The sequence below is a fragment of the Kibdelosporangium persicum genome (genome assembly GCF_013280595.1).
GTDB classification, from domain to species: Bacteria; Actinomycetota; Actinomycetes; order Mycobacteriales; family Pseudonocardiaceae; genus Kibdelosporangium; species Kibdelosporangium persicum.
This window is the reverse complement of record NZ_JAAATY010000029.1, coordinates 87,642-105,580: the sequence shown is the minus strand read 5'-3', so window position 1 is coordinate 105,580 and position 17,939 is coordinate 87,642. Positions and strand designations below refer to the sequence as shown.

Annotated in this window: 15 protein-coding genes; 2 read left to right on the top strand and 13 right to left on the bottom strand. The window is 68.5% G+C overall.

From position 1 onward, the window contains the following. Positions 1 to 15: 15 nt before the first annotated feature. A complete protein-coding gene (locus GC106_RS36505) occupies positions 16 to 855 on the bottom strand; it encodes a helix-turn-helix domain-containing protein (protein WP_173140040.1) in 840 nt (279 codons plus the stop codon). A 110-nt stretch (positions 856 to 965) separates the two neighbouring features. Here GC106_RS36505 and GC106_RS36500 point away from each other — a divergent pair, with 110 nt between their 5' ends. Then, positions 966 to 1,973 carry an aldo/keto reductase gene (locus GC106_RS36500; RefSeq protein ID WP_173140038.1) on the top strand — a complete coding sequence of 336 codons (1,008 nt, stop codon included), beginning with the start codon at positions 966 to 968 and terminating at the stop codon, positions 1,971 to 1,973. Positions 1,974 to 2,074: 101 nt separating this feature from the next. After that, positions 2,075 to 3,361, top strand: coding sequence for a M14 family zinc carboxypeptidase (locus GC106_RS36495; RefSeq protein WP_312873175.1), 1,287 nt, complete (start codon positions 2,075 to 2,077; stop codon positions 3,359 to 3,361). Between the two features lie 27 nt (positions 3,362 to 3,388). Here the strand turns inward: GC106_RS36495 and GC106_RS36490 are convergent, their stop codons facing one another. The 12 genes from GC106_RS36490 to GC106_RS36435 form a co-directional block, all read right to left on the bottom strand. Next, on the bottom strand, positions 3,389 to 4,162 hold the full coding sequence (locus GC106_RS36490; protein ID WP_173140036.1) for a DUF5995 family protein: 774 nt from the start codon (positions 4,160 to 4,162) through the stop codon (positions 3,389 to 3,391). A gap of 79 nt (positions 4,163 to 4,241) precedes the next feature. Continuing rightward, positions 4,242 to 6,425, bottom strand: coding sequence for an Rv1355c family protein (locus tag GC106_RS36485; RefSeq protein WP_173140034.1), 2,184 nt, complete (start codon positions 6,423 to 6,425; stop codon positions 4,242 to 4,244). Next, on the bottom strand, positions 6,422 to 7,099 hold the full coding sequence (locus GC106_RS36480) for a GNAT family N-acetyltransferase (protein WP_173140032.1): 678 nt from the start codon (positions 7,097 to 7,099) through the stop codon (positions 6,422 to 6,424). Before GC106_RS36480 ends, GC106_RS36485 begins: the two co-directional genes overlap by 4 nt. 173 nt (positions 7,100 to 7,272) lie before the next feature. Continuing rightward, positions 7,273 to 7,968, bottom strand: a complete 696-nt coding sequence (locus GC106_RS36475) for a putative glycoside hydrolase (RefSeq protein WP_173140030.1) — start codon at positions 7,966 to 7,968, stop codon at positions 7,273 to 7,275. Beyond that, on the bottom strand, positions 7,965 to 8,915 hold the full coding sequence (locus GC106_RS36470) for an NAD-dependent epimerase/dehydratase family protein (RefSeq protein ID WP_173140028.1): 951 nt from the start codon (positions 8,913 to 8,915) through the stop codon (positions 7,965 to 7,967). Before GC106_RS36470 ends, GC106_RS36475 begins: the two co-directional genes overlap by 4 nt. After that, positions 8,912 to 10,198: a nucleotide sugar dehydrogenase gene (locus GC106_RS36465; protein WP_173140026.1), complete on the bottom strand. Its 1,287-nt coding sequence runs from the start codon at positions 10,196 to 10,198 to the stop codon at positions 8,912 to 8,914. The genes GC106_RS36470 and GC106_RS36465 overlap by 4 nt, the downstream gene beginning before the upstream one ends. A gap of 14 nt (positions 10,199 to 10,212) precedes the next feature. Continuing rightward, on the bottom strand, positions 10,213 to 11,124 hold the full coding sequence (locus tag GC106_RS36460) for a glycoside hydrolase family 191 protein (RefSeq protein ID WP_246367602.1): 912 nt from the start codon (positions 11,122 to 11,124) through the stop codon (positions 10,213 to 10,215). 3 nt (positions 11,125 to 11,127) lie between these two features. Then, on the bottom strand, positions 11,128 to 11,994 hold the full coding sequence (locus tag GC106_RS36455) for an NAD-dependent epimerase/dehydratase family protein (protein WP_312873174.1): 867 nt from the start codon (positions 11,992 to 11,994) through the stop codon (positions 11,128 to 11,130). Beyond that, positions 11,991 to 12,731 (bottom strand): nucleotidyltransferase family protein, encoded by a 741-nt coding sequence (locus GC106_RS36450; RefSeq protein ID WP_173140024.1) that lies wholly within the window; start codon positions 12,729 to 12,731, stop codon positions 11,991 to 11,993. The genes GC106_RS36455 and GC106_RS36450 overlap by 4 nt, the downstream gene beginning before the upstream one ends. A 23-nt stretch (positions 12,732 to 12,754) precedes the next feature. Next, positions 12,755 to 14,131: a hypothetical protein gene (locus GC106_RS36445; protein WP_173140023.1), complete on the bottom strand. Its 1,377-nt coding sequence runs from the start codon at positions 14,129 to 14,131 to the stop codon at positions 12,755 to 12,757. Further along, positions 14,128 to 15,708: a GT4 family glycosyltransferase PelF gene (gene pelF / locus GC106_RS36440; protein ID WP_217281410.1), complete on the bottom strand. Its 1,581-nt coding sequence runs from the start codon at positions 15,706 to 15,708 to the stop codon at positions 14,128 to 14,130. The genes GC106_RS36445 and pelF overlap by 4 nt, the downstream gene beginning before the upstream one ends. After that, the gene (locus tag GC106_RS36435) at positions 15,705 to 17,816 is read right to left on the bottom strand and encodes an Agd3-related carbohydrate-binding protein (RefSeq protein WP_173140021.1); all 2,112 of its coding nucleotides are present in this window, start codon (positions 17,814 to 17,816) and stop codon (positions 15,705 to 15,707) included. The genes pelF and GC106_RS36435 overlap by 4 nt, the downstream gene beginning before the upstream one ends. Between the last annotated feature and the right edge of the window lie 123 nt (positions 17,817 to 17,939).

Below are 17,939 nucleotides of genomic sequence, written 5' to 3'. Positions count from 1 at the left end.
TGGTGGAGGGTCTTTTCACCGGTGCCGGTGGGCCTTGCGGTACGCGTACGGTGTGTCGCCGACGTGTTTGCGGAACACCGTGGTCAGGTGGCTCTGGCTGGACATGCCGACCTGGTGGGCGATGTCGGCGATCAGCATGTCCGATCCGGTCAGCAGGTCCATGGCGCGCGTGACCCGGCGCTCGATCACGTACCGATGCGGTGGCAGCCCGGTGGCCTGCTTGAACGCGCGACTGAAGTGGTACCGGTCCATGCCGGCCAGTCCGGCGAGCCGGTCCAGGCGCAGGTCGTCGTCCAGGTGGGCGGCGATGTACTCGACAACCTGGCGCAGCCGCGTGCCGGTGAGTCCCGCCGGACGCGACGGGATCACAGGCGCGCGGTCGGAGTAGCGCCGCAGCAGGTGCAGGGCGAGCGTGGTCGCGACCGCGTCGACGAACAGCCGGCCGGCTGTCAGTCCGCCGCGGGCTTCTTCGCGCAGTGCCACGGCCAACTGCCGGATCAACGGGTCAGGCCGGTTGGTGAAGCCCTCATAGTCGACGCCGTTCTCCGGTGCCGCCAACCGGATCGTCACGTAGTCCAGTTCACCCGCGCCATGGCGGGCTTCTCGGCGTCTACGGGACGGGATGAACGACACGGCGCCGGGGAAGTCCGCGCCCACATACCGCTGACCGTCCTCGATGCGGGCCTCGGTGTGCTCGGTCCTGCCGCCCAGCGTGACGAGCAGCAGGTGGTCGTCTTCGTCGTAGCACAGGCCCTCTGTTCGCGGGCCCGAGCGCCACTTCGCCAGTTCCAGCCCGAGTCCCGGCCAGGTGTACTCGCGGCGCTGCAGATAACGTCCGCCTGGATCACGTGCCATGCGGCCGACGATGCCGAGGCGCGTGTGTGGACGGTGTGCGATCGCCACGTTCCTGAAAACCCGACAGGGAAATGAAAGACAGCCGGGCGCCCGGCCGGGACGCTCTCGGCATGACTTCCTTCCCGTCCCGTCGCTCGGTTCTCCTGGCCGCCGGAGGCATGGCCGCCGGTGCCGTGGCCGCCGCGCCCGGCGCCGCATCGGCCGGGCAGATCATCACACGTCAGATCCCCAGTACCGGTGAACGGGTGCCCGCGCTCGGTCTCGGCACGTTCATGACTTTCGACCGGTGGCCGCACATTCCCCGCGACGACCTGCGTGAAGTCCTGCGGCTGTTCTGGGCCGGGGGCGGGCGTGTGGTCGACACGTCGCCGTTGTACGGCTTGTCCGAGGCCAATGTCGGCGAGTTCGGCAAGGCGTTGGGCATCAACCGGCGGATGTTCGTCACGAACAAGCTCTGGACGACCGGCCGGTATCTCAACGACGACAGCCACGCCGTCGCCCAGCGCGATCGCTCGCTGGCGCTGCTGGGCCGTGACCAGCTCGACGTGGTGCAGGTGCACAGCGTGGTGGCACCGGAAATGAACATGCCGATCCTGCGCCGGTGGAAGGCCGAGGGAAAGATCCGGATGCTCGGGATCACCCACCACGACCCGATGTACTACCCGATCATCGAGCACTGGATCCGCACCGGGGATCTGGACTTCGTCCAGATCCACTACTCGATCCAGATGCGGGTGGCCGAGCGCGGGCTGCTCGACCTCGCGGCGGACCACGGCACCGCGGTCATGGTCAACATGCCGCTGGAGAAGGCCCGCCTGCACGCGCTGGTCGGCGATCGCCCGCTGCCCCGGATCGCCGACGAGATCGGGGCACGGACATGGGCGCAGTTCTTCCTGAAGTACGTGCTCGCGCACCCGGCCGTGACCGTCGTGCTGCCCGCCACCACGAATCCCCGGCACCAGCGGGACAACCTCGGGGCGCTCACCGGGCCGCTGCCTGATCGCGGCCAGTGCCGTCAGATGGTCCGCCACATGGAGACGATCGACGGGTTCGCCGGCCTGCAGTCCATGCCGTGGTATCCAGGGAAGACGTTCGACGGCCAAGTCCGGCTCGGTTGACCATTCCTTTCGTTGCTCTAACTAACTACCATCGGGACGTCCTCGCGTGCGCTCACGTCACAAGCGTGGGCGCGCTCCCTGCGTCCGGAGGAGAGCTGCTCGTGCGGTTATCCCAACGTCCCTTCCTGACTGGTCTGGCCGGGCTCAGTTCGGCCGCGCTGATCTTCACCGCGACCCCCGCCACGGCCGCCGCGCCCGACGACGGCGTGTCCGTGACGGCGGCCAAGCAGTGCAGCGAGACGCCGCGGGAACTTCCCATCAACCAGTTCACCGACCACCGCGAGCTCGGCGTGGAACTCGCCCGGATCGAACGGGTCAGCGCGGGCAAGGTCGACGTGGAGCAGATCGGCCGCAGCAACCGCGGCCGGGAGGTGTGGTCGGCACGGGTCGGCACCGGCCGCAAGGCGGTGCTGATCACCAGCGAGATCCACGGCAACGAGAAGACCGGTACCGACGCCATCCTCCAGTTGCTGGACTGGGTGGGCACCAGCGACTCGGCCAAGGCGAAACGGTGGCGCAGCGAGCTGACCATCGTGGCCATCCCGAAGATGAACCCGGACGGCGCCGAACTGGACCGCCGCGGCAACGACATGACCTGGCAGGAGGTCGTCGCCCAGTTCCCGCAGCTGAGCACGAGCCAGCCCGCGTGGAACTACTACACCCGCCCGCAGCAGGGCGACGACTACGCCACCCGGCCCGGGTTCGACGTCAACCGGGACTACCACCCCGACCTGAACTACCTGCCCCGGCCGCAGGACTTCCCCGGCTCGTCCGCGCAGACCGGCTGGTACATCACGCCGGAGTCGCGGATCGTGCGCGACGTCTACCGCGGCCTCAAGGCGGAGTTCGGCAAGGTGGACACGTACGTCGACCTGCACCACCAGGGCGCCTGCTACGTGATGCCGGACGACCCGGACGAGTTCGTGACGATGTCGATCTCCGGCAAGTTCGTCGACAACCCGGCCACCACACCGGGCTACGAGAAGTACGCCAAGGACTACGACCTCGACTACTCCAAGCGCCTCAACGTCGCGGTCAACACGGCGCTGCAGGCAGCGGCGAACAACCGGCCGGTGTTCGGCAACATCACGCTGTACCCGCAGGACATCAACCTGCCGGGCACCGGGCTCGGATCGTTCGCCCTCAACGGCAGCGGCGCCGTGCTGTTCGAGGTGCGCGGTCAGACGCAGACCCTGGGCCAGAAGTACCGCGCGGTCCTCACCCAGGGTGTCTACATCGGACTTGACGGGATGCTGTCAGCGATCGCGAGCGGCCAGGTCCACCGGCTCAACCCGGCCGACTACGACCGTATCCCGCCGCGTGGCCCGAACATCGGCACGCCGGGCGCCGATGACGCCGCCGCCGATGCGCGGATCGTGGCGTACTGACACCGTAGTGCACTGATCGACGGGCCATCATGGTGATGGTGGCCCGTCCAGTGCCCGGTCCAGGTGCTCGATGACGGTGCTCACGTCCTTGTTCTCGGTGCTCTGGATCAGCTGGATGGCCGGGCGGACGAGCCCGCCGGGACGCGCGATCAACCGGGCGAGCAGGGCGGCCCGGGCGTCGAGCAGGTCGATGGTGCGTTCGCGTCGCGCGCCGCTCTGACCAGCGAGGAGCAGGGCGTTGTCCCACGCCTCCTGCCGGGATCGGCGGATGCTGAAGTCGAGGATCTGCTCGTCCGTGCGGCCGCCGAACTTGTCCAGCAGCCACAGGTACGGCGACACGCTGCCCACCGCGCCCTGCACCGCCAGCACCGCCCGCGCCAGGATGTCGTTGATCAGCAGGAAATCCCGCTTCAGCGCGTGAATGGCTTCGCCGGGTGACGTGTCCGCGGCAGAGATCGCCAGGTCGAGGTTGATGTGCGCGTTCACGCCGAGCATCAGGTGCTGGACGATGATCGTGTCCGGGTCGTGGAGCAGCCCGAACGCCTCCCGCCAGCACCTTGGTCCAGTTCGGTCGCGCCGCCAGGCGTCGTAGGCGTCGAAGTACCGGTTGCCGAACAGCGTGTCGAACCGGTCCATCCGCGGCCCGTCGTCGAACAGTCCGGTGTGGATTCCCCGGCGGACCTCGACCGTCACCTGCCGGTAGAGCGCGGCGAAGTACCCGGCCCGATCGGCGTCCCGGACGGAATCCCGGACGATCCCGGCCAGACCGTCGACGACTTCGTCGATGTTGTTCGCTGCCATGCGCACCTCCCCGGTAAGCGCTGACATCCATCGGTGATGGTACCGGCCGCTCCCTCTCTGTGCTGGCACGCCGGGCTTCTCAGAACGGTGGACGGCCTGCCGTGAGCACGGAATCCGTCGGCACACGGGAAGACGGCGCGGCCGGTGTGGTGATCCGGGCGAGACGGAACAGCAGTGCCATCGGACCGTCCGGCTTCGGCATCACTTCGTGGAAGCGGGCACGCAGCTCGTGCAGTTCGGCGGACTCCGTGGCGGTGAAGATCTCCGCTGCTGGGCCGTCGAGCATGCCGAACATGTAGATCGCGGTCGTCATCGGGTGCAGCCCGAGGCCTGACTGCTCGGCCCGCAGCCAAATCCGTTGCATCGCGCGTCCGCCCGCGAGCCAGTCCGCCGGACTGTCCGAGCGTACTGACAGCAGACCCATCGCTGACGCACCGGCGATCGCGTCCCGGGCGCCTTCCTCCAGGCGTGCGCCGCCGCCGAGGTGCCGGAGCCGGGCGGCGACGTCCGGCCGGGCGATCAGGCGGATGGCCTCCGCGAAACCCGGTGGCAGCGCCAGTGTGTCCAGGGTGATGCCGTCGGCGGCCGGGGTGAATCGCAGTTCGCCCACCAGTTCCCGGTGCAGATCGGGATTGAGGAACCTGATCCGGTCGCAGGCGCCGACGATCCCGGCGAGCTCGTCAGGACGAAGGCAGAGATCCAGCCGCGCCCCGGAAGCGGCAGCGGTCAGCTCCGAGATCTCCTCGAGGGTCAGCGAAGATCGCGTTCCCGGGGTGCGGTGGGTGCGGCGGCGAAGCAGAGCCGCCATCGCCTCGTCCGAAGGTGTGGCGCCGGGCTCGGTCGTGATCACCGCGGCGACATCCGGATACGGAAACGGTTCCACAACAGCGGTCAGGCCACGGGCGGCGGCCGCGATGACGATGTTCTCCACGGCCGCGCCCAACGCCAGATTCACCGCACGGCCGTCGGGATCCATGGCGTTCTGGCCGCGCACGCGGTCGGGAGCCACCCACAGACGGTCATCGTCCCAATAGAAGTGCCACGGCTGGGCGTTTCCGCCCGACGGCGCCAGAACCGCGTGCTCCACCAGGTATCGCGCCAGTTCCGGGACCGGCGTCGGCGAAGCGGTGGCCTGTCCGGGCAACGGACGTCGCGCGGGCCGGGCGGAGCCCTGCACGGGGGAGGCGGGACGGACTTCGCGCACCTTGGTCTCAAGGTCGAGGTAACGGCGCCCGGACGGCATCGGCGCGCCGAGCGCGAGGGCGCGGACAGCCGCGGTCATGCTCGCGCCGCCCAGGACCACGTCACTGGCCAGCTGCGGCCAGCTGGAGATCGTCGAGCCCATCTCCACGAAGGACGCCGCCAGGTTCGTGGAGATCATCGCCTCGTCGAGCAGGCGCAGGGCGATCGCCGCCTTGCGCGCCTTGGCCGCGTCGTCACCGACGCCGAACCCGCCGTCGCCGACGTCGGCCGTGTCACCGGTCATGCCGTGGAAGAGCGGCCGGTCCGGCTCGAGGTCGAACCGTTCGACGTCGAGCATTCCGCGGTCGCTGGTCTCCATCAGCACGGGCCGTCGATGCGCCCGTGCCCGGTGGCGCAGCAGGAACTTCACGTTCAGCGAGTCGCACTCGTCGATGACCGCGTCCAGCGGCGGCCCCAGCTCCGGCCCGCCGAGCAGGAACTCGTCCACGTTCTCCGGACCGATCCCGTCCAGCACCGAGATCCCGAGATACGGGTCGAACTCGGCGATCTGCCGTGCCGCGAGCACGGTCTTGGCCTGACCGATGTCGTGCACGCCCGCCCGGATCCGGTTCATGTTGGACAGTTCGAGGGTGTCGAAGTCCGCGAGCCGCAGATGCCCGGCCGCGCCTTCGAGCGCGAGGGTGAGCGCGACGGCGTTGCCCACCGAAAGTCCCGCGATCCCCACGGTGAACCCGGCCAGCCGGGCCATCTCGGCGTGCGAGACCTTGGGCCGGTTGCGGTCCAGGCGCAGTTCACGGAACGGGCCGGGCGGCAACAACCGGACAAGCCGCCCGGACCACGGGTAGTGGACCCACCGGCCGTACTCGGCCAACGGCACCCCGGCCAGAATCGCGTCCACGTCGCCGTTTCCGCCGGGACAGCGGGACTTCGCCAGGTCCCGCAACTGCGCCCGCAGGGTGTCGCTCGTCTCCCAGACACGCCCGGACGACCTCAGTTCGCCAAGCCGCCGACGGTCTTCGGCGTCAGCGGGATCGAAGATCTCGGGCCGCCACGCGCTCATGACGCCGCACCGCGGTGATCGAACCAGCACAAAGTGCTGCGGAACCGGTTGTCGGGGAACGGAAGATCGCGGAACCGCGGATCGGGCACGAATCCCGCATACGCGCTGATCCCCACACTGAACTGGTTGGCCAACGCGACAGTCCACCGCACGTCACCGGCCGAGGCCCGGACCGCTTCCCGGACAAGCGTCGTGCCCAGCCTGGCGCCCCGCCAGGCAGGGTGGATCCAGCAGCCGCCGATCTCGTTCACGCCTTGCGGCGCACGTTCCGCGATGGCGTCCGCGACCTGCGTGAGCCCGGTGTACCGGCCGATCTCGGTCCGGTCCCGCAGCAGAACGCCGCCGACGACGTCGCCGAAACTGTCGGACCCCTGTGCTTCACTGGAAAACAGGGGTTCCCCCAGTGACGGGATTTGTCGCCGGGATGTGTTCTCCGGCGTTCTCGTGTTTCCCAGCGGTGACAAGGTGTCCGGCAGGGAAGGGGGATTCGGCGGGAACGCGACGACGACCTTGGTGACGCCGACGGGCAGCTCGGGACCGATGGCCAGGTCGCCCGCACCGATCTCGGCGTACACCTCGTGCAGGCCGCGGCGGTAAGCCGGCCACACCTTCGGAAACCGGCTCAGGTCGACCGCCAGCACACGGGCGCGGACAGGTAATCGTGAGGCAGTCATGGTTCCTCGAATCCCTCGTCGACCACGATGATCCTGTCACCAGCATGCCAGCGACCGGCGTCCGCCCGGCGAGGATGCAGGAAGCTGCCACGAGGACCGAACGCCCAGGTCATCGCACGCTTGCGTGCTGACTGCCGACCGGTGAAGTAACCAGGCGGGCGGCGGTAGGCCCGTCAGATCCGGCTGAGCGCCTTGTCGCTGACAAAACACGGCATGCCGTATTCCGCCGCGCGTGCCACGGCGAACTCCTCGAGTTCCGGCGTGTCGGCGTAGTCCAGCGCGTAACGCTCGACATCCAGTTCGGCCAGTTTCAGGGCGTACTCGGCGTGCACGTCCAAGGTCGCCTGCGGCCAGCGGCCGTAGCCGTCGGCGACCCACCGGGCCGAGAACGACTCGAACAGCACGCCGTCGACGACCGAACCGAGCTGGGGGAGCAGCCCGAAACCGCGGTTGGCCAGGATGTAGGCCGAGCCGCTGGCCTCGCGCAGCGAGCGGATCAGTTGCCACAGGTGCGGCAGGTCTTCCGGGTACGTGAACTCGATGTTCAACGTGTCCAGGAACAGCCCGGCGAATCCGCGCTCCAGCCCCGCGGCCGCCTGCGAGAGCACGTGGGCCTGCCAGTCCGGCGAGCCCACGTGCACGTACGCGCCACCCCAGTCCGGGCAGCGCCTGTCGCGCTGCCACGGCGCCGGTGGGCCGACATCCTCGGTCAACGACAGGTAGCACAAGGTGCGTACGCCCTGATCCGCGAGCCACGACAGTTCCGACGGGCTGTAGAAGCCGCCCTGGAGCGCCACTGCCGAGTGGCGCGCCAGGGCGGGCAACTTCCCGTCGCCGTAGTAGAACGCGATCCCCGAAGGAGTCGTCACAGCCAGTGCTCTCGGTACCAGTCGAACGTGCGCTGGACGCCCTCCTCGAGCGGCACCGTCGGCTCGAACCCGGTCAGCGTGCGCAGCTTGGTCAGGTCCGGGCAGCGGCGGGCGACCGAACCGGCGGGGGCGGGTGCCGGGTCGAGCGCCGGGTCGAAACCGGCGACCCGCAGGACCAGTTTGGTCAGGTCACCGATGTTCGTCTCCTCGGTGTCGTTTCCGATGTGGACGATCTCGCCCATGGCCGCGTCCGTGGTCATCAGCCGGAGCATCGCGTCGGTGGCGTCGTCCACGTGGCAGAACGCCCGGAACTGGTCGGTGCCGTAGACCTTGAACGGGTCCTCGCGCCGCATGGCGCGCAACGACAGCTCGGGGATCACGTGGTCGGCGCCCATCCGCGGGCCGTAGACGTTGTGGAACCGCCCGACCACGAAGGGAATGCCCTTGGCCCGTCCGGTGTGGACGACGGCTGCCTCGCCCAGCAGTTTGCTGGCGCCGTAGGCGAACCGCGGAGCCGTGATGTCCGAGATCATCAACGGCACGGTCTCCGGTGTCGGGACTGGGACCACGCCGGCGCTCACGCCGTCGGCGTACGCCTCGCTGGTCGACGCGAAGAACAGTTTTGTCCCGGGCCGCAACCAGTCGAGCAGGTTCAGCACGACCAGGCTGTTGATCCGGATCACCCGAGCCGGGTCCTTCTCGACGTTGCGCACGCCGACCACGGCCGCCAGCATGTACACCTGGTCCCAGCCGTGCGGGATGTCGTTGTACGCCGCCGGGTCGGTGAGGTCCGCGTGCAACACCTCGACGTCGAGCGCGGCCAGCTCCGGGTCCTCCCTGCCACGGGAGAAGTCGTCCACAATGGTCACCGAGTAGCCCTCGGCGAGCAGCCGCCGGGTCAGGTGCAGGCCGATGAAACCGGCACCACCGAGAACCAACGCCTTCATGCCGCCACCTCGTATCCCAGGCCCGCGTAACGCACGCCCTGCTCAGTGATCGCGGCGGCGTCCAGGATCCGCCACGAGTCGTACACGACCTTGATCCGGGTACCGGCCAGCGCGGCCCTGACATCGAGCGCGCGGTACTCCGGGTGGTCGGTGATCACCAGAACCGCGTCCGCGTCACGGAATCCGGTCGCCAGATCGACCGGCTCGCCGCCGTACTTCCGGATGACCTCCGGCGTCACCAGCGGATCGTGCCCGAGAACCCGGATTCCGGCCCGCTCGAACACCGGCATCATGGTCTCGATCGGCGTGCCGCGCATGTCGTCGGTCGGCGGAGTTCCCTTGTACGCCCAGCCGAGCACGGCGATGGTCTTGCCGCCGGTCTGCCGCATCAGCGAGACCATCCGCTCGGCCACGTGCCCGGGCAGCTCCTCGTTGAGCCGCCGCGCCGCGCCGATCAGCTTCGGCTCGTGCCCGGCGCTCAGGCCGCTGGCGAGCATGATGTACGGGTCCTTCGACAGGCAGCCGCCGCCGACATAGCCGGGCTTGGCGATGTCCGGCCGCGGGTAGTCCAGGTTCGTCGCGCGGATGACCTCCAGCGGGTCGAGCCCGAGCCGTTCGGTCAGCATCGCGACCTCGTTGCCGAACGAGTAGATCACGTCCGTGTGGCAGTTGTTGGTCAGCTTCACCAGCTCCGCGGTCTCCAAACCGGACACCGGGACGAGCTGGTTCGCCAAGCCGCCGAACAACTCCAGGCCCAGCCGCAGGCTCTCGTCGTCCAGGCCGCCGACGACCTGCGGCAGCTCGACGAGCTCACGCAGCGCCTGGCCCTGGATGGTCCGCTCGGGCGCCATCACCAGCCGTGCCGAACCCCAGGCCGCCAGCAGGATCGGCAACACGATGCCACGGCTGGTGCCGACCGGGACCGTGCTGCGGACAACGACAAGCGTGTCGGCCGTGCAGCGCTGCGTGACGTGCTCGGCCGCTGCCGCGAGGTTCTCCAGGTACGGCTCGTGGGTGGTCTCGTCGACCGGTGTGGACACACAGATGATCGCGGCGTCGACCGGATCTTCGGGCAGTTCGTGGGACACCGTGATCGTGTCGCCGACCAGCTCGGTGAACGCCTCGGTCACGCCCGGTTCGAAGATGTGCGGCCTGCCCTTCGCCAGCGAGTCCACGACGGACGGCTGAACGTCCACTCCGTGGATGCTGAAGCCCTTGCGGGCCATGGCCGCGGTCAGGGTCAGGCCGACGTAGCCCATCCCGATGATACCGATTCTGCGCATTCTTGTTCCCCTCCTCAAGGACACGGGGGTGGCACCGTGTCCAGTGGTTTGACTGTGACCGCGCCGGCGAATCCCTCGTCGCGGTGTTGACGGCAGGCGCTGGCGATGTTGCCGGGGTCGGTCGCGTAGTCGATCGCCACGACCCTCTTGCCCGCGTCCCGCAGCGCCTTGGCCTCCCGCAGGTTCTCGGCGCAGAAGTCCTTGTCGCACGGTTCGTCGGTGGCCAGGAAGAACAGCTCCTCCATGCCGATTCCGTCGATCGCCTCGGTGTACCCGGTGTGGTGCCGCAGTTCCGGCGAGTTCTGCGGGTAGATCAGGAACCCGGGCCGGATCTGCTTGGCGTACCTGCTGATCCGCACGATCTGGTCGACCATCTTGCGGCCGAGCGTCTGGCGCGTCTCACCAGGCACCAGTGCGAGGTCGATCTCCTCGTAGGCCAGCGGGGTGTCCATGTACACGCCGTCGAACCCGGCCGCCAGTGCCCGGTCGACCCGTGGTTTCACGGCTGAGGTCCACCACCGCTCGTCCCAGTACTTGACGAAGAACTCGCCCTCCCAGTGCTGCCACTCGTTGAGCATCAGGTCCGGGTTCGCCGTGCGGAACCGCTCGAAGTCCGGCCGGAAATCCTCCAGCGACCCGATCTCGAAGTACGCCAGCACGGTCTTGCCCTTCGCCCGGAGCTTCCCGATCTCCTCGGCGGTGAAGTACGACGCCGCCGCGTCACGGGCCAGGTCGATGATCACCAGCTGCTGTGGCTTGCCGGCGAGGTCGTCCAGCCGGTCGTCCTCGTAACTGCTCAACTGGTACGCGACGCTGGGTTGCGTGTTCTTCGGCTCCTCGGCTGCCTGACCACACGCCGACGTGGCGAACGCCAGCGACACCAACGCCAGCGACGTGATCCTGGCGAGCAGCCTGAACCGCATCATCCTTCAGCTCTCCCAACTGGCCTTGACTGAGGCGGTGAGGTCGTGGGCGGGACGCCAGCCGAGCGCCCGCCGGGTCCGGGTGAGGTCGGCGGCGATCCAGCCGACAGCCGCCGACCGGGCCGGTGCGGGCGCGGATTCCCTGACCTCACCGGTGAAACCGGCGACCTCGGCCAGCGTCATGACGGCTTGCCGCGCCGTCACGGCGACACCGCTGCCGACGTTCAGCACCGGCTCGGCGATGCTGCCGGCCGTGGCCGCGGCGGCGACGGCGGCCGCCAGGTCCCGGACGTCCACGAAATCCCGGTACGCGCCCAGCGGCCCCAACTGGATGTGGTCCTCACCATTGGCTTGTGCCGCACGGATGTTCGCCGCGGCACGGCCGAGCAGGTTCTCCGCGGGCAAACCGGGGCCGATCGGGTTGAACACCCGCAACGACACCCCGTCCAGCACACCTGCTTCGACGGCCCGCTGGACCAGCTGGGTTCCCGCCAGTTTCGAGATTCCGTACGCCGCAACCGGATTCGCCGGGTGGTCCTCGGCCACGGGTGTCCCCTGTGGAACGACACCGTACTCGCCCGCCGAGCCGAGCGTGATCAGCCGGGCGCCCACGGCGCGCACCGCGTCGATCAGTTTCGCGGTGACCACGACGTTCGCGGTCACCAGTTCGGCCGTCGTGCCGGAGAGCCGGCCGGTGCAGTTGATCACCACATCCGGCCGGTTCTCCCGCAGCACGGCGGTCAGCTCGTCGGCCGTACCGGTGACGAGGTCGTGCTGGGCCCGGCCGACCGGCAGCAGGACGCTGGACGGCGCCAGTTCCCTGGCCACCTGGCGGCCGATGAAACCCGAAGCGCCGAACAGGACGACCCTCACGACGCCACGTCCTCGGGAACCGCGTGGACCGGCGGCAACAGCACCGGGCGCAACTCCTCGAACACCCGGTTGGCCTCGTCGTAGTCGTCCGGCCGGCCGATGTCCAGCCAGTAGCCGTCGAACCCGTACGACCTCGGCGGGTCGCCACGGTCCAGCAGGTCCAGCACGAGGTCGTCGAAGCCGAACGGCACGTTGCGCGGGTAACGCGCCAGGGTGGCGCGGGACATCGCGTACACGCCCATGCTGACGCCGTAGGACAACGTCGGCTTCTCGCGGAACTTCACGATCCGGTCGTCCTCGGTCTCCAGCGTGCCGAAGTCGATCTTCACCTGGCGCTGGTACGTCGCCACCGTCAGCGGCGCCCGCGACCTGATGTGCGACTTCAGCAGGGCCGCGTAGTTCAGGTCGGTGAGCACGTCCCCGTTCATCACCAGGAAGTGGTCGGGCAGCCGGTCGAGGAAGTTGAGGATCGGGCCGATGGTCGACAATGGCGTCTCCTCGTCGGAGTAGTCGACCGTCAGGCCCCACCGCTCGCCGTCGCCGACGAACGCGCGGATCAGCGAGCCGAGGTGGCCGATGGCCAGCGTGACCCGGGTGAACCCCTGCGACTTGAGCTGCTGCAGGATGATGTCGAGGATCGCGTACTCCTCGCCGATCGGGACCAGCGGCTTGGGCAGCGCGGTGGTGTACGGCCGCAGCCGGACTCCGCGGCCACCCGCGAGAATTGTGACGTGCATGGAAGATCCCCTCCCCAGAGAGACTATCGGTAGAGGTGGACGCGCCCGATCCCACGCCGGACGGCCACCAGGAACACCAGCAGCAGCGCGATGCCGCTGAACAACAGGATCGACACCTCGCCGTGCGGGGCGAGCAGATCCGCCAGGAACGTCACGGCCGTGATGTTGGCCGCGACGATGACCGCCAGACAACCCAGCAGCCAGGTGAATCGTTCGTGCCTCATCAGCACGAACCCGACGAAGAAGGCGCCTCCCAGCACCATGTGCGCGTTGATCAGGATCGCGCCGTGGATGGTCAGCGCGTCGAAACTCCGCAGCACGAACATCAACGTGACCCCGAGACCGCCGACGATCATCAGGCACAGCACCAGTTCGTGCAGGAACAGCCGCCAGACCTCCTGCCGGAACTTCTCCGGCGAACGCTGCCGGTGCAGTTCCGCGCTGGACGAGGCGACGAACCGGTGCGCCCGCCACTCGACCGCGCCCATCCCGAGCACCAACGGTGCCACCGCGATCGCGAGGTCGAACTCGGCCGCGACGAACCGCGCGTCGGTGAACAAGAGGATCGCCGCGCACAACGCGCCGTAGCAGGCGCTGCGGACCGCTGCCAGCACGACCTCGCTGCGTGCCGCCGGGGTGCGTGGATCGGCCTGCTCGGGCTTCTTGAACGTCGCCAGCGTGGCAGCGGCGAGGACCAGGGCCGCCGACGACGCACCGGCGATGACGGCGGGCAGGACCAGGTTGGCCGGATAGCCGCTGATGATGTGGACCATGCCGATGATCACCACCGGCAGCATCAGCATCGCCAGCCGGGCCTCCCGGTGGTAGAAGAACAACACCCCACACGCGAGCTGGTAGCCCATCTGGGCCACCACGAAGACGACCAGGCCCACGTCGCCGCCTTCGAGCAGGCCGGCCAGCAGGACACCGACGCCGGCTCCCAGCACCAGCCCGGCCAGGCCGAGCCAGCGCAGCATCCGGGCGGCCGCGTTCGGCCTGCCGTGACCAAGCAACTGGTAGGCGACCGAGCTCATGCCCATGCCCCACACCCAGCCTATGGCCGTCGCGATGACCAGACCGATGACCATCGCCGAACCACCGAGACTCATCAGCACGGCCGGGTAGACGGCACTCGGCAGGACGTAGAGCGGCCCGTGCGCGACGATCCGCAACGACCATTCCCGCGCGGGCTTCGGAGCGTCCTTTGTGGCCGGTGGAGTGGGCTCGGGCATCCGCTTGTAGACCTCGGCGGCGAGCGCGAACACGTCCTTGTGACCGTACTCCTCGCGCGCGATCCGGTCGTTGACGCCTTCGCTCTCCAGGATCGCCGCGACGTGCAGTTCGTCCGCGGCGCCCTGCACGCGGGGCGACACCTTTAGCATCAGCTTCTGGACGCTCACTTCATCACCCCTCGTTTGGCGACGAGATCGTCATAGATGGCGCGGTACGCCAAGTTCCACTGGTCGAGCGTGAACCGCTCCAGCACGCGTTGCCTGGCGATCTGACCTGCCCGGCGGCGCAAAGCGCTGTCGGTCAACAACTTCACGCACGCTGACGCGACAGCCGCGTGATCACGCGGCGGTACGACAAATCCCGCGTCACCGACGGCTTCGGCGACACCGCCGACGTTCGTGCACACCTGCGGCCGTCCGGTGGCCATCGATTCCACCACCGTGTACGGGAATCCCTCGGACACGCTGGTCAACGCCGTGACGTGACCGGCGTGGTAGGCATCGACCTGACGCGGCACGCGGCCCTCGAACACCGCGGCGCCACGCAGACCGAGTTCGTCGATCAGATCGAGGCAACTGCGGTGGTACGCCTCGTTGCCGACCGGCACCGGCCCGAACATCCGCAGCCGGGCCTCGGGAATCTCGGTCCGCACCAACGCGAACGCCCGGATCAGCGTGTGCAGGTCCTTCAACGGGTCGATCCGGCCGACGAAGGTGATCGTCGGAACGGCCGGTTCGCCCTGAGCCGGCGGGAAATCGTTCGGGTTGATGCCGTTGTACATGGTGCGGATGCGGTCCGGTGTGCCGCCGTTGTACATCTGCCAGCGGCGGTTGTACTCCGAGTGCGGCGCCAGCACGTCGACCAGCCGGTACGCGGCCTGCGCCAGGGCACGGTGGAACCGGAGCATCAACAACCTGACCGCGTACGGCCAGGACTCGTCCACGCCGAGGTACCTTTCGCGCAGGTAGACGCCGTGCTCGGACATCACGATCGGTGTGCCGTACGCCCATTTGCTGGCGAACGCGACCAGAGCGCTGATCCCGTTCATCGCCAGGTGGACCACGTCCGCCCGGACCGGCGGGTGCGACAACGGCCGCACCATGTGTTCGAGCAGGTCCGAGATGACCACCGCGTCGTGCAGCGTCAGCCCGCCCGTGCCCGGCGGGGCGACCTTGGCGTAGGCCCATTGCAGGCGTTCCAGCGCGTCGTTGGCGATCAGCGCCGACCGCAGGTCGCCGATCTGGGCCCACGTGAACATCCCGTACAGCCCGGCGATGAACTCGTCCGCCGACCCCGGTTCGCCGGCCCGCACCAGTCCATTGAGGAATCGCTGGTGTGCTTCCTTGACCGCGCCGACCGCGTGCAGCGGTGGGCGGCGCGGGATTCCCGGGCGCGGACTCCACAACGGCAGGTTGACGATCTCGACCAGGTTGGCCGGGCGGGGCCAGCTGACCGGCTCGCGACCGTCCACAGTGAGCGCGACGACGATGAACGGCGACTCCGGCATGCCTTTCACCAGCTGGTCGCACCACAGGCTGACCCCGCCGGGGTGGTAGGGATACGTTCCCTCCGACACCAGCGCGATCCGCAAGGGCCGGACCGGCTTCTTCTGCCGCGGCTGGTGTTGCCGGGGGATCGCGATCCGGACGGTCTTCTCCTCCGCGGCGGGAAAAGCCTTGGGGTCCAGCCGGACCGTCGGCTCCGCACCGAGCGGGTAGGTGGGTTCGGTCTCGTAGATCGTCATGATCGTGGCTTCGCGACGAGGGTGACGGCCGAACCGTTGCTGATGCCGACCCTGGACACCGAGTCGGTGCCGTAGGTCTCGGCCGCGTCGGAGAGGACCTGGTCCGTGGCCGTGGCGGGCCGGGTCGCCAGTCCGGTGATGTACAGCAGGCCGTCACCGGTGGGGGAGAAGGTGATCTCGTTGGTGGCGCGGTTCAGCACCGGGTCCTCCTTGCGTTTGAGGACGTCGAAGTGTGCGTTGCGGCCTTCCACGTACTGCGCGAGCGTGACCCAGTCCGGGTTCTTCAGCGGGACCTGGTAGAGGTTGCTGTACTTCTGCACCAGCACCCGGATCCAGTCGAAGGTGAGGCTGCGCTGCTTGGCGTACTGGTGCACGTTGGCCTGGTGCACGGTGTGCGCGTAGGCCGAGCCGCTGATCATGTTCTTCAGCGCGATCTCCGCCTCGCGGTCGGTGATCTCCTCGTAGGTCAGGTCGCGGTCGAAGTGGCCTTCGTCCGTGCCGTTCTTGCCGTACGTCAGGTTGTACAGCGCGGTCTGCTCCTCCGGAGTGGCCGCTTCGAACTCGATGTCGGTGGGCCAGTCCGGGACGACCATCACGTCCGGTTGCAGCGGGTGGTAGATACCGCAGTTGAAGCACTCGGGCCGCTGACCGGCGTGTGACATGTCGCCGTGGATGTACTTCACACCCAGGTCGCTCATGGCTTTCAGCAGTTGCGCGTTGGACGCCCTGAGCCCGTGGTCCTTCGGCTCCTCGGTCCGGCTGTTCGGGTCGGACCGGTAGGCGCCCAGCCCGGAGTACTCCGGCGTCTTGAGGATCGACACCGGGACCGGGATACCGCCTTCGGCCGCCGCGGTGAGGTTGTCGGCGATCTCCTTGCGGTTGCGTTCGTAGGACGTGGTGTGCATGGCCGGGTGGCTGTAGGTGTGGTTCAACCAGCGGAACTCGTCGACCAGGCACTTCGAGTAGGCGGACAGCTCGTCGGCCTGGACGTCCGGGCCGCACGAGGCAGGCGCGTGCGGATCGAACTTGCCCGCGTTGTAAGGCAGGTTGAGCGTGAAGTCCTTCGCCACGGGGAACGCCGCCCGCAGCGCGTCCTGCTCGTTCTTGATGCCGACGACTTCCGGCCCGGTCAGCCGGTAGGCGCCTTCGGCGCCGTCCGGGTACACCCGCAGGGTGGAGTTGAACCAGTCGTCGACGTCGACGTTGATCCAGTGCCGCTTCTCGCCGAGGAAGATCCCCTTGGTGGCCCAGCGAAGCAGGCCGTGGCCGAGCAGGTCGAGGATCGGCTCCTCGACGTAGGTCTCGAAGCTCAGCGTGATCCGTTCCCTGCCGTCGGGTGCGGTCGACCGCACGCCGATCACGTTCGATCCCATGGTGAGCAACGGTTCCGCGGCGCATCCCGGTTGCAGGGTGGCCAGCTGGATGGTGGCGTTCGCGATCGGCAGCTTGGCATCCGGCTTGAGCTGGTCGAAAACCGCGGCACCCGGCTGGCTCATGGTGGCCTGCACGGCTTTCCCGTCGACGGTCTGCTCAGTGCCCGGGCGCAGGCAGTAGTCCTCGGGCACGGAGCCGGGACGAGCGCTGAGCGCGACCTGGCGCACGCCGAACTTCTTCTCGTAGTCCCACAGGGCAGTCCATTTGGCACTGTCGAACACGCTGGCCGGGTTGTCGGTGTCGTCGGTCGCGGGCAGCTGTGCGTCGGTGAGCAGGATGGACTGGTACCGGCCGATCCCGTCGGGACGGACCAGCCTGCTGGCGTCGAAGGGTTCGGTCCTGGCCAGCACGACGTCGTACGGCGTGCCGACGGCATCCAAAATGGACTTCCAGGCGGCGAGCCCTGGATCGTCGGCGTCGACCGCGATGATCAGCTGCCGCAACGCGATCCCGTCACCCGGGCCAGGTGGCCTGGCCGGCGCCGAACCGCGGATCGGGACCAACTCCTTGCGCGGCAAGGGCGGCACCGGCGGCATGGTGAAGGTCCGCGCCGCCGCCGCGGCGGCGTCGCGCTCGGCGGCGGTCGGGCTGGTCAGCGTGACGACGACCATCACCACGGCCAGGCCTAACAGAACTGTCGCCGACAAACGTCTGGTCAGCGCGCGTGACTGCATCGCGGAACTCCCCCAAGCCGTCTTCCCCAGTGGACCGTCCTCAAAGGACTTCCCAGGATCCCTTGAGGAGCGCGTACCTTCCTGTGACGTACGGCCGGGCGAGGCGGTTTCGTCGCGCTGAGT